This is a genomic window from Bradyrhizobium liaoningense, assembly GCF_018130825.1.
Taxonomy (GTDB): Bacteria; Pseudomonadota; Alphaproteobacteria; order Rhizobiales; family Xanthobacteraceae; genus Bradyrhizobium; species Bradyrhizobium liaoningense_B.
This window is the reverse complement of sequence record NZ_JAFCJS010000013.1, coordinates 62,182-77,097: the sequence shown is the minus strand read 5'-3', so window position 1 is coordinate 77,097 and position 14,916 is coordinate 62,182. Positions and strand designations below refer to the sequence as shown.

Below are 14,916 nucleotides of genomic sequence, written 5' to 3'. Positions count from 1 at the left end.
CTTCGGCGGACATGAGGGGAGAGGGCACTGCAATGCGCAGTCGCTCGCTCTCAGTGAGTCCCCGACAGGATCTGGATGCAGCCGATCGCGACCTCGATCAGGATCAGCACCACGACCGCGATCTCGAGCCGAAGCGAGCGCTGGGTGTCGATGATGTCGGTCAAGGCGTTGGCGGTTTCCGACACGGCGGTGAGCTTGCGCTCGAGCGTGTCGAGGCGCTCCTTCAATTCGTACTCGTCTTCGAGGCGGGCATAGAGCCGGTCGAGCTCGGGCTTCTCCCAGAGCACGTCGGGCTTCTCGGCCACCGCAACACGGCCGGCGACGCGCTGCTGCACCAGCAGCGCATTGCCGATCAGTTGCAGGATGCCCTTGCGACGGCGCGGCGTGCGGCCGTGCTCGGCGAGCTCGCGCGCGAACGGCTCGATGACGTCGAACACCGCCGCGACCCGCCGCTCGTCGCGGGCCAGCGACGTGCTCTTGGCGAGCGCATCCGCGACCAGAAGCAACCGGTCATCGGAGAATTTGGCGAGGCAGATCGGCCCGCCCGGCTGGATCGCTTCACTGCTTTCGTCCTTGCACAGCTGCGCCTGCGCGATCTCCTCCTCGTAGGGGCTGAACTCGCCGATCACGCGCGTCTTCAGGCTGTCGATCAGCACCTTCTCCTCCGAAGGCAACAGGCCGATCAGCACCACGACGCCGTACCGGAAGATCACCGCGAGGCCGGCGTGAACGCGGAAGGCGGCCGGCGTCGACGACACCAGCGTGCCGATCTCGAGGCCGGACGCATTGATGCGGTCTCCGAGCATCAGCGCCCGGATCCGCAAGCTCGGCACGGCGTCCGGCCTGGGAGATGCTGTCGGCACGCTAACGGCGAGTTGATCGGCGTTCATGCAAGGCCCTCGTCAACACCCGTGGACTGCAGGCTTTTCCCGTTCTCCGGTGTCGGCCCGCCCGCATCCTCCGCAGGCAGGATTGCGGCGGCCTGCATGCTGCGCAAAGATCGCGGCAAAACTCCGGGATAATACGGTCACCGCGAATTCGCGCCGAAATATTCGGCAACATTGCCACCCCGCAGGAGACATATTTAGATGCGATGGTTCTCGCAGTTTACCATCGAACAGCGAAGCCCCGCCGAAAAGTTGCACTCGGCAATGCCGCGTGTTTATGACAATATCATAACGAGTTGCGCTTCTCCCGAAGCGGAGACACTGAAGCCTCAATCATGCTGAGCGTTATCATTCCGACCGAAGGCGTCGAGCAGACGGCGGTCGCAACCCTGGCCGCGTTGGTGCCCGGTGCCGCCGCCGGCATCATCCGGGAAGTCCTGTTGGTCGATGGCACCCGCAACGGCGTCATCGAGCGCGTTGCCGACGTCGCAGGCTGCCGTTTCGTCGGCTTCGAGGGTTCCTCGCAGGGCGCGGCGCTCGCCGCCGGCGCGCTTCAGGCTCGTTCGCCCTGGCTGATGTTCCTCCCCGCAGGCGCGGTGCTCGAAACCGGCTGGATCGAGGAGACCACCCAATTCATCCAGACCGTCGCGACCAGCGGCCGGGACCGGGCGGCGGTGTTCCGCTATGCACGCACGCCTTACGCCGAGACCGGATTCCGCGACGTCCTCCGGGCCGTGGCGCGCAAGCTGGCCGGGCCGTTCGGCGATCAGGGCCTTTTGATCGCGCGTGATCACTACGACCGGATCGGCGGCTATCCGCCCCAGGCCCGCCGTTCCGAGGCGCGGCTGCTGCGGCGGCTCGGCCGCTCGTCCCGGACCATGCTGCGCAGCCGGATCGTCATGGTCGGCTGAGGTCGCCAAATACTTGCCAAAGTCAAATAATTATTTGACAATGGCAAGTATCGAGGTGAGCCATGGCATTCAACGGTACAGACGACCACATCGCGGCGGTCCGCGCCTTCAACCGCTTCTATACCCGCAAGCTTGGCGTGCTCGACCAGCACCTTGGAAGAACTCCGTTCTCGCTCAGCGAGGCGCGGGTGCTCTATGAGCTCGCGCATCGCGACGACCTTGCGGCAAAGGAGATCGGAATCGAGCTTGGCCTCGACCCCGGCTATCTCAGCCGCATCGTGCAAAGCTTCGACGAAAAGGGGCTGATCACGCGAAAGCCCCTGCCCGCGGATCGCAGGCAATATCAGCTCAGCCTGACTGCCAAGGGCCGGCAGACCTTCGCCAAGCTGAACCTGAGCTCGCAGAACGAGGTTGCCGCAATGCTGGCTCAGCTTTCGGCCGGCGATGCGACGCAGCTCACGCAGGCCATGGCGACCATCGAGGCCGTGCTGGAGCAGCGCCGAAGCCAGCCCGCGGCGTTCATGCTGCGCAGCCATCGCGTCGGCGACATGGGCTGGGTCGTCTCCCGGCAGGCCGCCGCCTATGCCGCGGACTACAACTGGGACATCAGCTACGAGGCGCTTGTCGCCGAGATCTGTGCGCAGTTCATCAGGAACTACGACGCCGCGCGCGAGCACTGCTGGATCGCGGAAGTCGGTGGCGAGCCGATCGGCTCGATCTTCCTGGTCAAGGCAACGGACGAAATTGCCAAGCTCCGTCTATTGCAGGTGGAGAAGAAAGCACGCGGGCTCGGTGTCGGCCGCGCGCTGGTCGAGCAGTGCCTCCAGGGCGCCCGCGAGAGGGGCTACAGCAAGATGACGCTGTGGACGCAAAGCATCCTGGTCGCCGCGCGCGGCATCTACAAGAGTGCCGGCTTCAAGCTCGTGAAGGAAGAGAAGCACCACAGCTTCGGTGCTGATCTCGTCGGCGAGACGTGGGAGCGGGATCTCTGATCTTGCTGCGAGCGCGAAGCGCATCGCGGCGAGATGCACGTTGATGTGCCCTCTTCCCTCCTGTCCGCCGAAGCCTTGGCGAAGGCGGATGCGGGAGAGGGCAGCGCCGCTGGTAAACACAAGCTCGCTTGGGTGAGGGGTATGTCTCCGCGAGCATCAGTGCACGCGGAGAGAACGCCTCATCCGGCGCTTCGCGCCACCTTCTCCCCGCAAGGGGAGAAGGGAAGAATCGTAGGGTGGGCAAAGGCGCACTTGCGCCGTGACCACCTATGCCGACTTGCGACAGAAATCGTGGGCACACTTCGCTTTGCCCACCCTACGATACCTTGTGCTTGGCTTACGAATGATGCTCGCGCACCAGCGCGCGTAGCTACACCGTCGCGCCCTGCGCCTTCGGCCTGCGTAGATGCTCGTCCAGCCGCGGCATGATCTCGACGAAATTGCAGGGGCGCGTGCGATAGTCGAGCTGGGCGGCGAGGATGCCGTCCCAGCCGTCGCGGCAGGCGCCGGGCGAACCGGGCAGGCAGAAGATGTAGGTCGCCCCCGCAACGCCTGCGGTGGCGCGGCTCTGGATCGTGGACGTGCCGATCTTGGCGTGGCTCAGCAGGTGGAAGGCGATCGAGAAGCCGTCCATGCGCTTCTCGAACAGCGGCTCGATCGCCTCAGGCGTGACGTCGCGTCCGGTAAAACCGGTGCCGCCGGTGGTGATGACGACGTCGACGCCGCTATCTGCAATCCAGCGGCGGATCACCGCGCGGATCGCCTCGACATCGTCGGTGACGATCTCGCGCGCGGCGAGATGATGGCCCGCGCCGGTGAGGCGGTCGGCCAGCGTCTGGCCGGACTTGTCGTCCGCGAGCGCGCGCGTGTCGGAGACGGTGAGCACCGCGATGTTGAGCGGGATGAACTGTTTTGACTCGTCGATCGAGGCCACGACTTCACTCCTGCTTCCCAACCACCGCCGTCATCCTGAGGTGCGCGCGGAAGCGCGCCTCGAAGGATGGGCCGGAGGCTCCGCCATCCTTCGAGGCTCGCCGAGGAGGCGAGCACCTCAGGATGACGCCACTACTCCCGGATTCCCAGATGCGCAATTGCGCATCATAATTCGAGCTGCGTCCGGGGCACGTAGGCGACAACGACTACTGCCCGCCGCCGAACGTGTTGCAGGCCTGGACCGTGCCCTGCTGGTAGCCGGTCATGAACCATTGCTTGCGCTGCGCGGCCGAGCCGTGGGTGAAGGAGTCGGGCACGACGCGGCCCGTGGCCTGGCGCTGCAACGTATCGTCGCCGATCGCGCTGGCCGTGGTCAGCGCGGCGTCGATGTCGCCTGCTTCCAGGAAGTTCGGACGCTTCTTCGCCTCGCGGTTGACCCAGACGCCGGAGAGACAATCCGCCTGCAGCTCGACCTTGACCTGGAGCGCATTCGCTTCGGCCTTGCTGCCGGCCTGCTGCTGCAGCCGCGTCACGCGCGGAATGATGCCGAGCAGGTTCTGGATGTGGTGGCCGGCCTCGTGCGCGATGATGTAGGCGGTGGTGAAATTGCACGCCGACTTGCCGGAGCAGCCGCGGAAACGCGTCTCGACCTCGCGGAAGAAGCTGGTGTCGAGGAAGATGGTGCGGTCCGGCGGACAGTAGAACGGGCCCATCGCCGACTGCGCCATGCCGCAGCGGCCGCCATTGGTGGCGTTGCGGAACAGCACGACCTTCGGACCGGTATAGTTCTGGCCGCTGGCCTGGAAGATCTCGCTCCAGCGATCGTCGATCTCGCCGAGGATGCCGGCGATCATGCTGCCCACCTCGTCGGTCGGCGCGCCGCGCTTGGCCGAGGTCGAGGAGGACTGGCGATCGGTCTGGTAGCTCGGCGCCTGGTTGCCGCCGGTGAGGATCTCGGCACCGCCGATCAGGATGCGCGGGTCGATGCCGAAGGCATAGCCGATCAGGCCGAGCACGATGATGGTGCCGATGCCGAGCCCGCCGCCGCCCATCGGCAGGCCGAACCCGCCGCCTCCGCCGCCGCCGAATCCACCGCCACCCTCGTCGCGACGATCCTCGACGTCGTCGCTGCGGCGGAAATCATCGTAGCGCATGGCCGGCTTTCCCTTAAATCCTCGATTGGCGTCATTTGGGCGCAGAAGCGCAAAAGCTCAACGCGCCACATACGTAAAATTTCCGTTGCCTTTATCAATATCGCGGTCGGCAAAAATTGCCTAGTGCGACAGCATGTGCCCGCCAGCAATTTTTTCCGAGGGAAGTGCAATTTTTTCCGAGAGAAATTTGCAGTCTTTTTGGCATCCTCATCGCTCCCGCAACGCGAAGAAACACGAAATACACTGCAAAATACGGTGTATGCGAACAGCAGGGGGCATACGACGCGCGATGCGCGGCCTGCTCACAAAAGCAGCGGGTTAAGTCGATTTTTACTTTGCCCCGTCAATGTAACGGTCAGTCGGTTGTTTGGTCCCGCGTCGCCGACAGCGTCGCCTGAGTCAGAGTTCTTGAGTCATGGTAGTGTCGCGTCGCGGGGCGTCTGCAAGGGCGCCCCGCACAAATTTTGAGTCTCCGTCGCACAGCATCATTCTCGGCGATTGCGTCGCCGAGATGTCGAAGCTTCAGGCGGGCAGCGTCGATCTGGTGTTCGCAGATCCGCCCTACAATCTTCAGCTCAAGGGCGATCTCAAGCGCCCCGACGAATCCCATGTCGACGCCGTCAACGACGACTGGGACAAGTTCGATTCATTCTCCGCCTATGACGACTTCACCCGCGCCTGGCTGCTTGCCGCGCGCCGCGCGATGAAGCCGTCGGCGACGATCTGGGTGATCGGCTCCTATCACAACATCTTCCGCGTCGGCGCGATCATGCAGGACCTCGGCTTCTGGCTCCTGAACGACATCGTCTGGCGCAAGACCAACCCGATGCCGAACTTCCGGGGCCGCCGCTTCACCAACGCGCATGAAACCATGATCTGGGCCGCGCGTGACGAAAAAGCCAAGGGCTATACGTTCAACTACGAGGCGCTGAAGGCCGCCAACGAGGACGTGCAGGCACGCTCCGACTGGCTGATCCCGCTCTGCACCGGCGAGGAGCGCCTCAAGGGCGCCGACGGCAAGAAAGTGCATCCGACGCAGAAGCCTGAAGGCCTGCTCGCGCGCGTGCTGCTGTCGTCCTCCAAGCCCGGCGATCTCGTGATCGACCCCTTCAACGGCACCGGCACCACCGGCGCCGTCGCCAAGCGCCTCGGCCGCTCCTATATCGGCTTCGAGCGCGACAAGACCTATGCCAAGGCGGCCGAAGCGCGCATCGCCGCGGTCGAGCCGCTGCCGGAAGAAAGCCTCGCCCCGTTCATGACCGCGCGCGAAGCCCCGCGCGTCGCGTTCTCCGAGCTGATCGAGCGCGGCATGATCATGCCCGGCACGAAGCTGTTCGACGCCAAGAAGAAGCTCGGCGCGCTGGTCCGTGCCGACGGCGCCATCATGCTCGGCGACAAGGTCGGCTCGATCCACCGCATCGGCGCCGTCGCGCAAGGCGCGCAGGCCTGCAACGGCTGGACCTTCTGGCATGTCGAGACCAAGAAAGGTCTCAAGCTGATCGACGAGCTGCGTGCCGAGATCCGCGCCGGCATGGCGGCGGAGTAATTTTCCTCCGCTCTCGTAGGGTGGGCAAAGGCGCTCTTGCGCCGTGCCCACCATCTCTCCCGGCGATACAGATTTGGTGGGCACGGCGCTTCGCGCCTTTGCCCACCCTACGGCTCCTTGAAAGCCGCGACAGTCAGGACTAGATTCGCTCGATCAGCCCCGTCCTGACCGGTTGGGCCCCATGCGACGACAGTCCGAGACTTTGCTGCTGGTGCCGCTGCTGCCGATCTTCCTGCTCGGCATGTTTCCGATGTTCCTGATCGCCCTGCTCGGATTTTTCGGCCTCGCGCTGTTCGGCGTGCTCGTGGTCTGCGTCGGGCTCGCCAGCAGCAACGAGGCCCACGACAATTTCAATCACGACGTCATCGTTCACGGCTATTCGCGCGGATCGGAGCGCGCGGCACGCGCCTCCGACATGCATCTGGCCGCGCGGCTCGGGCTGCGGCTGGAGGCGGTCGGCGCGGCGATGATCCTTACGGCGGCGATCGGCCTTTGTTACGCCGGCTGATCTGCGCGGGGCGCAGATACCGCCCGGCAAACTCGCCGGTTGCTCTCTCCGACACGGTTCAGGCAAGAGAAGGGCGCCAGCGGCAATGACGCTGCGTTCGCTCTCGGCACGAAACACTGGGGAGATGGGTGATGCTCAAATTCTATTTCAACGGCTCGCCGAACCCGACCAAGGTCGCGCTCTATCTCGAAGAATCCGGCCTGCCTTTCGAGCCGGTGAAGATCGACACCCGCAAGGGCGAGCAGTTCACGCCGGAATTCCTCAAGATCAATCCGAACGGCAAGGTGCCGGCGATCGACGATGGCGGCACCATCGTGTTCGACTCGAACGCCATCCTGCTCTATCTCGCCGAGAAGACCGGCAAGTTCCTGCCCGCCGCGTCGTTGCGCGGCGAGACGCTGTCATGGCTGATGTTCATCGCCACCGGTGTCGGGCCGTATTCGGGCCAGGCCGTGCACTTCAAGCATTTCGCGCCGAAGGACCAGAACCACGACTACGCCCATAACCGCTACCAGTACGAGACTGATCGCCACTACAAGATCCTCGACGCTCACCTTAAAGGCCGCCGCTATCTGGTCGGCGACGCCTATTCGATCGTCGACATGGCGCTGTGGGGCTGGGCGCGGATGGTGCCGTTCAAGCTCGGCGACGACGCCTTTGCGCGATACCCGAACGTGAAGCGGCTGGTGGACGAGATCTCGGCGCGGCCCGCAGCCGCGCGCGCGATCGCGCTGAAGGACAAGTTCACCTTCAAGGCCGAGATGGACGACGAAGCGCGAAGCAACATGTTCAAGCACATGACGACCAAGGTCGCCTGATCACACCTTGCCGCGATTTGAAGGCCACGCGCATGCGCGTGGCCTTTTGCTTTTATGCAGCGTGGACCGAGCTCAGGAAGTTCGCGACTTCCTGCTTCAGCCGGTTGCTGTCCGCCGACAGCGAGCGCGCCGCAGAGAGTACCTGCGAGGAAGCCGAACCGGTCTCCGATGCCCCGCGCTGCACGTCGCCGATATTGGTCGAGACGCGCTGGGTGCCATGGGCCGCCTGCTGGACGTTGCGGGAGATCTCCTGCGTCGCCGCGCCCTGCTGCTCCACGGCGGCGGCAACCGTCGACGAGATCTCCGACAGCCGCTCGATGGTGCCGCTGATTTCCCTGATCGAGCCGACCGACTGCTCGGTGGCGGCCTGGATGCTGGAAATCTGCTGGCCGATCTCGCCGGTCGCTTTCGCGGTCTGCTCGGCGAGCGCCTTCACCTCGGAGGCGACCACGGCAAAGCCGCGACCGGCCTCGCCCGCGCGTGCGGCCTCGATGGTCGCGTTCAGCGCGAGCAGATTGGTCTGGCCCGCGATCGTGTTGATCAGCTCGACCACGTCGCCGATGCGGGCGGCGGCCTTGGAGAGCTCGCCGACGCGCTCGTTGGTCAGGCTCGCCTGACCGACGGCTTCGCTGGCGATGCGGGCGGATTCCTGCACCTGGCGCGCGATCTCGGAGACCGAGGAAGAGAGCTCTTCGGTGGCCGAGGCAACCGCCTGAACATTGGCCGAAGCTTCCTGCGAAGCGCTGGCGACCTCCGTCGACAGGTCCTGGGCGCGCGTGGCCGTCGTGGTCAGGGTGCCGGCGGACGCCTCGAGTTCGCCGGACGCCGACGACACCGTATCCACGATCTCGCCGACCGCACGCTCGAACTGATTGGCCAGGTTTCTCATGTCTTGCTTGCGGCTCTCGGCCTGCCGCGCCTCGACCTCGACCTGCTCGTGACGCAGGCGCTCGGTCTCGACCATATTGTCCTTGAACACCGCGATCGCCTTGGCCATGTCGCCGATCTCGTCTTTCTTGCCGCGCCCGGGAATCTCGACCGCGAGATTGCCGCCGGCAAGCAGCCCCATCGCGCGCGTCATCGAGGTCAATGGACCGACGATGCTGCGGGCGATCAGGAAGGCGACGATCAGTCCGAACAGGACCGCGAGGCCGCCCGCGATCGCCTGCACGGACGTCGTGCCCTCGATCACGACTTCGGCGGCGGAGCGCGACTCCTTGTAGTCCTTCTTCAGCGTGGTTTCCGCGACCTTGAGCTTGCCGATGCTCTCGACGATGAGCGGGGCGAGGTTCTTGTGGTAGATCTCGTCGGCCTGGAGCATCGCAGCGGAGGTCGTCTCGAACGCGGATTTGTAGATGCCGAGCGAGGTCTTCACCGGCGCGAGCGTGGCGCCCAGCTCCGTCGCCTGCGGGCTCTTTTCGAGCGCCGAAAGGCGCTGCATCGCCCTGTCCACATTGGTCCTGAAATTGGCGGGGCCCTTGGTGTCGCGCAGCGCCAGGAAACGCCAGTTGGCGATCTGAACCTGCAGAAGCCGGGATTCGAGGTCCGCGACGAGGGCCGCGGTGTCCTCATCGACGGCCGCGCGGGCCACGTCGACCAGCTTGCCCACCTTGACGGTCAGCTCATCGCCGCTCGGCAGCAGCGTCGCCTTGCCGGTTCGCGCCTCGTTGACGGCGTCCCCGAGATTGTCACGCAAGGCCTTCATCTTGGCGATGTCGGCGATCAGGTCGTTGTAGAGTTTTCGTCGCTCTTCCGAGGCCGTCCCGTTCGCGCCGACCTTCAACAGCTCGGTCGCCGCGGTTTCCCGTTCCGAAGCCTCCTTCATCGCAGGCTCGCTGGCGTCGTAGATGTAGCGCAGATTGGCCCGCTGGATCGCCTGAAGGTGGGTCGATATCTCCAGCACCCGCGCGGTGCTGTCCGAGAGCGCCGATTGCTTCGCGACCTGATCCTGCACGGCCCGCAAATTCCAGACGGCAACCACCGCCATCACGACACCAACCGCCACCAGGGCCATGAAGCCTGCGTACAGGCGTCCCCTGATCCGCAAACGAAATTTCGGCATTCCCACTGTCCACCCAGATGCATGTGACTTCGAGCGGCCGAACGTCCGGCGATCGTCACCCCGGCCACCCCGGCAGCCGCGCGTCGTTTCGCGACGACCCACGCTGCACCGCGATACAATGGGGGACACTCGTTAATTGAACCTTCCAATTTTTCGCGCAGACTCTTGGCGACGCGCACAACTTCTGCTGATTTTATAGCCAGTTGCGCAGGGATTTGGCCTGCGGCCAGCACGCCGCAAGCATTTCGACGATCAACGTCTGTCAGGCGCACCGCCTGCGTCAATTTGCCGAGGGCGCCCGACCACATGGCGCCCCGCCTGCTCCGGGCTTCTACTTCCGCCGAATGGGCTTCTTCAGCTCGTAGGCGATCTCCGACCGGGTCATTCCGCAATCCTGAAGTTCCCGTTCAGTCATGGCAGCGAGCTGGCGTCGGGCCCGGGACCGCTCCCGCCTGATACGCATGAGATCCACCAGCGTCCGCCAGGCCCGCACGAGCATCGCGGGGCGCGATGGACAGGGGCGGCCGGCGGACGTGATATCGTCCAATCCGGTCAGCTCGCGGCCCTCACGGGTGCTTGCGGAAACGGGCCCAGCGCCCTCTCGGTCAGGATCGAGTCGCAATACTCGCGGATCTCCTTGATCTTGCCGTCCTCGAGGCGGAACACCAGGCAATAGTCGTTGTCGTAGCGCACGCCGTCGGGCGTGACGTTGTCGCCCTTGGCTTCCACCACGACGATGTCGTCATCGGCAATGAAGCGGTGGGCCACGGTGCGCGTCCTCTCGCGCAGGCGGGTGCGGACATAGCCGTGCAGATCGTTGAGGATCGCCTCCTTGCCGGTGAAGGTCCGCGACCAGGAATACTGGCCGGTGACGACCCATCTGGCATCGTCGGCAAGGCTTGCGGTGAAGAGTGCGCGGTCGCGCGCGGCCGGATCGGGATTGGCGGCGGCGGCGAAAATATCCTGCATCAGTTTCTTGTTGGCGCTCGCGCTCATGGCGGCATCTCCGTGTGGTGGCAACACGGAGATCATCGTCGGTCGATCAGCATTCTTCAAATCGATAGAGAATATGATATCTATTCGCCTCATGAATTTGAATTCGCTTGACCTCAATTTGCTGACTGCACTCGACGCGCTGCTGCGCGAAGCCAATGTCAGCCGCGCGGCCATGAGGATCGGCCTGTCGCAGCCGGCGACGAGCCACGCGCTGCAACGCCTGCGCGACATCTTCGGCGATCCGCTGCTGGTGCGCACCGGCGCGCGCATGGAGCTGACGCCGCGGGCCCAGGCCCTGCGCGCGCCGCTGGCGCAGGCGCTCGATCAGGTCCGCGGCCTGTTCGTGCCTGATGAATTCGATGCCGCGCGCAGCGAGCGGCAGTTCCGTCTGATGATGCCGGACCTCGCGGTCGAGCTGCTGATGCCGCCCCTGATGGAGAAGGTCACGCGCCTTGCGCCCAACGTCCGCATCGACGTGGTGCCGTGGCGGGGACCTGCGATCTTCCATGCCGAGTTCGCCCGCACCATCGACCTCGTGATCTCGATCGGCAATGCCTTCAAAGGCTTTCACCGCCAGCTGCTCTACACCGACAGCGACGCGCTGGCGGTGCGGCGCGGCCATCCTGCTGGAGCGAAGCTGAAGCGGCGCGAGACGTTCCTCGCCGCACGCCATGTCGGCGTCATCATCCGCGGCAACAGCGAGGATCTGATCGACACATGGCTGCGCGCCAAAGGCATCGAGCGGCACATCTCGCTGGTCGTGTCGGGCTACCTCGAAGCGCTGCACGTCGCTGCGCGAACCGACCTCGTCGCCTTCGTGCCGCACCGGCTGATCGCGGCGCTGTCGAAGCAGCTTGGGCTCGTCACGGTGACGCCACCGCTCGACCCAGGGATCGACGAGCAGTTCATGTTTCATCCGACCCGGGCCCAGATGGACCCGGGCTCGATCTGGCTGCGGCGGCTGATGCTGGCGACGGGACGGGAGCTGGAGCAAGCCAGGCGCAAACTCTCGTAGGGTGGGCAAAGCGACTTGTCCGCCGAAGCTCGAAGAGCGAAGGCGGAAGCGTGCCCACCATCCGTCGCCGCCGGAAAAAGATCGTGGGCACGGCGCTTCGCGCCTTTGCCCACCCTACGAGACCTGATGCTGGAGACGGGACGGGAGTTGGAGAAGCGGGGGGCTTCGTAGGGTGGATTAGCCGAAGGCGTAATCCACCAACTTCTGCATCTGCGGAGACAAACAGAGGTGGGTTACGCCGGCGGACTGCGCTTCGCGCAGCCCGCAGGCTAACCCACCCTACGAGACCTCACGCCTTCTGCGCGGCCATCACCTTTGCCACGGCCGGGCGATCCGACATGCGCTTGAAATGATCGGCGATCTTCGGCGTGGCGTTGATGTCGACGCTGTCGCCTTCGAGCCAGAGCGAGAGCGTGTGGAGGTAGGGATCGCAGATCGTGAACTGATCGCCCATCACCCACGGCCCTTTGAACATCTTCTGCTCGATGAGCTTGAAGCAGGCGGCCATGGTCTTCGGCACCATCGCCTTCATGTCGGCAAACGAGCTCTCCTCCGTCGCCCAGCGCGCGCCGCGCATCTTGTGGGCGTGGTTGATGTGCACGGTCGAGCAGAGATAGGAGTTGAACGACTGCACCTGGGCGAAATCGAAGGGATCGTCCAGCGGCGCGAGCTTCGCCTTGGGGAAGGTTTGCGCGATGTAAGCCAGCATCGCCGGCGTTTCGGTCAGGACGCCGCGGTCGGTCACCAGCGCCGGCACCCGGCCCTTCGGGTTGATGGCGAGATAGTCCGGGCTGTTCTGCTGGTTGTCCTTGAAGCTCAGCCGTTCGGCCGTGTAGTCGGCGCCGGCCTCCTCCAGGGTCATGTAGGTGGCGAGCGCGCAGGTGCCGGTTGCGTAGTAGAGCTTGAGCATGTCTGACCTCATGGGGAAAGCTCGAAATTAACGGCTGTCGGGCGCGAGGTCCATAGCACGCTGTTCGACGTGCTTTGCTCTTCGCAGTTGCCCACATCCGCCCGCCTGTGCCAAGACGCCCGCAATCGGAGGGGTTTTGTCATGACGGTACTCATCGCCGGCGGCGGCATCGGCGGACTGACGCTCGCGCTGAGCCTGCACCAGATCGGCGTTCCCGCAAAAGTGTTCGAGAGCGTCGCGGAGCTGAAGCCGCTCGGCGTCGGCATCAACGTGCTGCCGCATGCGGTGCGCGAGCTGATCGAGCTCGGGCTGATGGACAAGCTGGATGCCAGCGGCGTGCGTACGCGCGAGCTCGCCTATTTCTCCAAGCACGGCAAGCCGATCTGGAGCGAGCCGCGCGGGCTGGAAGCCGGCTACAAATGGCCGCAATTCTCGATCCATCGCGGCACGCTGCAGCAGCTGCTGCTGGACACCGCGGTCGAGCGGCTCGGCCGCGAGAATATCCTCACCAGCCATCATCTGACCGGCTGGACCGAGACGACGAACGGCGTGCGCGCCGACTTCGTCGACAAGGCGACCGGCAAGGCCGCCGGCACTTATGAAGGCGCGATCCTGATCGCCGCCGACGGCATCCATTCCGCCGCGCGAGAAAAGCTCTATCCCAATGAGGGACCGCCGATCTGGAACGGCCGCATCCTCTGGCGCGGCGTGACGCCGGCAAAAGCCTTCCTCAGCGGCCGCACCATGATCATGGCCGGACACGAGATCCTGAAATTCGTCTGCTACCCGATCTCGAAGGAGGCGGATGCGGCAGGCAACCATCTGATCAACTGGGTCGCCGAGCGCCACATGCCGCCGACCTATCAGTGGCGGCGCGAGGACTATAACCGCACCGCGCGGCTGGAAGAGTTCCTGCCCTGGTTCGAGAGCTGGACGTTCGACTGGCTCGACGTGCCCGGCCTGATCAGGAACTGCCCGCACGCCTATGAATATCCGCTGGTCGACCGCGATCCGGTGTCGCAATGGACGTTTGGCAAGGTCACGCTGATGGGCGACGCCGCCCATCCGATGTACCCGATAGGCTCGAACGGCGCCTCGCAGGCGATCCTCGATGCCCGCGTCATCACCCGCGAGATCCTGGCGCACGGCCCAACGCAGGCGGCGCTACTGGCCTATGAAGCCGAGCGCCGGCCCGCGACCACCGACCTCGTGCTGCTCAACCGCAAGAACGGGCCCGAGCAGGTCATGCAGCTCGTCGAGGAGCGCGCGCCCGACGGCTACAAAGTCGTCACCGACGTGCTGTCGCAGCAAGAGCTGGAGGACATCGCTGCGAACTACAAGCGTGTCGCGGGATTCCAGGTCGAGGCGTTGAACGCGAAGCCGCCGATCGTGAGCAAGGACGCGCGCGCGAGGGCGTGACGTGCTCGCTCGAAGCGAGATGCGCATGAATGTGCCCTCGCCCTTGTGGGAGAGGGCAGCGACGCTGGGAGATGCGAGCTCACTTGGGTGAGGGGTGTCTCTCCGCGAATCCAACTCGCAGTTTGAATCCGCGGAGAGATACCCCTCATCCGGCGCCATAGCCGAAGCTTCGCTTCGGCGTTTTTAAGAACGGCGGCCGAAGGCCGCCCATGCCACCTTCTCCCACAGACATGGGGAGAAGGAAGAAAGCGCCAGACTATTTACCCACCACCCTCGCCGCCTCCAGCAGCCGCTCACTCGCGCTTGCCGTCGCCAGCACGGTGCCGTCCGCCGCCATCAGCTTGGCCTCGACGAAGGCGATCGTCCTGCCGAGCTGCGTCACCCTGGCTTCGCCGATGATCGGCCCGGGCTTGGCGGGCGCCAGGAAATTTACGGTCATGCTGATGGTGGTGGTGTAGAGCCGCCCCTCGCTCATCACCAACACGGCGGGACCCATGGTGTCGTCGAGCATGGCCGAAAGCATGCCGCCCTGGATGAAGCCCGCCGGATTGCAGAATTCGGGCTTGCCGTCGAAGCCGAGCCTGATCCAGCCCTCCTCCGGGCGGGCATCGAGCAGGCGCCAGCCGAGCAGCTCGGCGCAGGGCGGCCTTGGAAAATCGTCGAGCGCGGTCTTGACCATGGGGACCTCCATTGCCGTCACCGATAGCGGAAGCCTGCTGACAGCCTGGTGTCAGCAGGGGGAGCCCGGAGCACGCAATCCGCGGG

Annotated in this window: 15 protein-coding genes; 7 read left to right on the top strand and 8 right to left on the bottom strand. The window is 64.9% G+C overall.

Going from position 1 to position 14,916, the window contains the following annotated elements; translation table 11 throughout:
* Positions 1–50: 50 nt before the first annotated feature.
* Complete coding sequence (locus JQ603_RS36070; protein WP_212347753.1) at positions 51–890, bottom strand: RMD1 family protein; 840 nt, start codon at positions 888–890, stop codon at positions 51–53.
* A 332-nt stretch (positions 891–1,222) separates the two neighbouring features.
* Here JQ603_RS36070 and JQ603_RS36065 point away from each other — a divergent pair, with 332 nt between their 5' ends.
* Both JQ603_RS36065 and JQ603_RS36060 read left to right on the top strand, forming a co-directional pair.
* The gene (locus JQ603_RS36065; protein WP_212347750.1) at positions 1,223–1,798 is read left to right on the top strand and encodes a glycosyl transferase; all 576 of its coding nucleotides are present in this window, start codon (positions 1,223–1,225) and stop codon (positions 1,796–1,798) included.
* A gap of 62 nt (positions 1,799–1,860) precedes the next feature.
* A complete protein-coding gene (locus tag JQ603_RS36060) occupies positions 1,861–2,790 on the top strand; it encodes a bifunctional helix-turn-helix transcriptional regulator/GNAT family N-acetyltransferase (RefSeq protein ID WP_212347747.1) in 930 nt (309 codons plus the stop codon).
* A gap of 370 nt (positions 2,791–3,160) precedes the next feature.
* Here the strand turns inward: JQ603_RS36060 and moaB are convergent, their stop codons facing one another.
* The gene (gene moaB, locus JQ603_RS36055; RefSeq protein WP_212347744.1) at positions 3,161–3,724 is read right to left on the bottom strand and encodes a molybdenum cofactor biosynthesis protein B; all 564 of its coding nucleotides are present in this window, start codon (positions 3,722–3,724) and stop codon (positions 3,161–3,163) included.
* 205 nt (positions 3,725–3,929) lie between these two features.
* Positions 3,930–4,877 (bottom strand): KPN_02809 family neutral zinc metallopeptidase, encoded by a 948-nt coding sequence (gene ypfJ, locus JQ603_RS36050; RefSeq protein WP_212347741.1) that lies wholly within the window; start codon positions 4,875–4,877, stop codon positions 3,930–3,932.
* Between the two features lie 415 nt (positions 4,878–5,292).
* On the opposite strand from ypfJ, the gene JQ603_RS36045 reads away from it, so the two are divergent.
* From JQ603_RS36045 to JQ603_RS36035, 3 genes are all read left to right on the top strand, one after another.
* Positions 5,293–6,423 (top strand): site-specific DNA-methyltransferase, encoded by a 1,131-nt coding sequence (locus tag JQ603_RS36045; protein WP_212347738.1) that lies wholly within the window; start codon positions 5,293–5,295, stop codon positions 6,421–6,423.
* A 181-nt stretch (positions 6,424–6,604) separates the two neighbouring features.
* Positions 6,605–6,931, top strand: coding sequence for a hypothetical protein (locus JQ603_RS36040; protein WP_212347734.1), 327 nt, complete (start codon positions 6,605–6,607; stop codon positions 6,929–6,931).
* A 131-nt stretch (positions 6,932–7,062) separates the two neighbouring features.
* Positions 7,063–7,749 carry a glutathione S-transferase family protein gene (locus tag JQ603_RS36035; protein ID WP_212347731.1) on the top strand — a complete coding sequence of 229 codons (687 nt, stop codon included), beginning with the start codon at positions 7,063–7,065 and terminating at the stop codon, positions 7,747–7,749.
* A 52-nt stretch (positions 7,750–7,801) separates the two neighbouring features.
* Here JQ603_RS36035 and JQ603_RS36030 read toward each other — a convergent pair whose 3' ends face one another.
* The 3 genes from JQ603_RS36030 to JQ603_RS36020 form a co-directional block, all read right to left on the bottom strand.
* Positions 7,802–9,811, bottom strand: coding sequence for a methyl-accepting chemotaxis protein (locus JQ603_RS36030; protein WP_212347728.1), 2,010 nt, complete (start codon positions 9,809–9,811; stop codon positions 7,802–7,804).
* 331 nt (positions 9,812–10,142) lie between these two features.
* On the bottom strand, positions 10,143–10,274 hold the full coding sequence (locus JQ603_RS36025; RefSeq protein ID WP_245004101.1) for a DUF1127 domain-containing protein: 132 nt from the start codon (positions 10,272–10,274) through the stop codon (positions 10,143–10,145).
* Positions 10,275–10,363: 89 nt separating this feature from the next.
* Positions 10,364–10,807 (bottom strand): nuclear transport factor 2 family protein, encoded by a 444-nt coding sequence (locus JQ603_RS36020; protein WP_212347725.1) that lies wholly within the window; start codon positions 10,805–10,807, stop codon positions 10,364–10,366.
* A 91-nt stretch (positions 10,808–10,898) separates the two neighbouring features.
* On the opposite strand from JQ603_RS36020, the gene JQ603_RS36015 reads away from it, so the two are divergent.
* Positions 10,899–11,822, top strand: coding sequence for a LysR family transcriptional regulator (locus JQ603_RS36015; RefSeq protein WP_212347722.1), 924 nt, complete (start codon positions 10,899–10,901; stop codon positions 11,820–11,822).
* A gap of 289 nt (positions 11,823–12,111) precedes the next feature.
* Here the strand turns inward: JQ603_RS36015 and JQ603_RS36010 are convergent, their stop codons facing one another.
* Positions 12,112–12,732, bottom strand: a complete 621-nt coding sequence (locus JQ603_RS36010; protein ID WP_212347995.1) for a glutathione S-transferase family protein — start codon at positions 12,730–12,732, stop codon at positions 12,112–12,114.
* Between the two features lie 141 nt (positions 12,733–12,873).
* On the opposite strand from JQ603_RS36010, the gene JQ603_RS36005 reads away from it, so the two are divergent.
* A complete protein-coding gene (locus JQ603_RS36005; protein ID WP_212347720.1) occupies positions 12,874–14,151 on the top strand; it encodes a flavin-dependent oxidoreductase in 1,278 nt (425 codons plus the stop codon).
* A gap of 256 nt (positions 14,152–14,407) precedes the next feature.
* On the opposite strand, the gene JQ603_RS36000 is transcribed toward JQ603_RS36005, so the two are convergent.
* Positions 14,408–14,830: a PaaI family thioesterase gene (locus tag JQ603_RS36000; RefSeq protein WP_212347717.1), complete on the bottom strand. Its 423-nt coding sequence runs from the start codon at positions 14,828–14,830 to the stop codon at positions 14,408–14,410.
* Between the last annotated feature and the right edge of the window lie 86 nt (positions 14,831–14,916).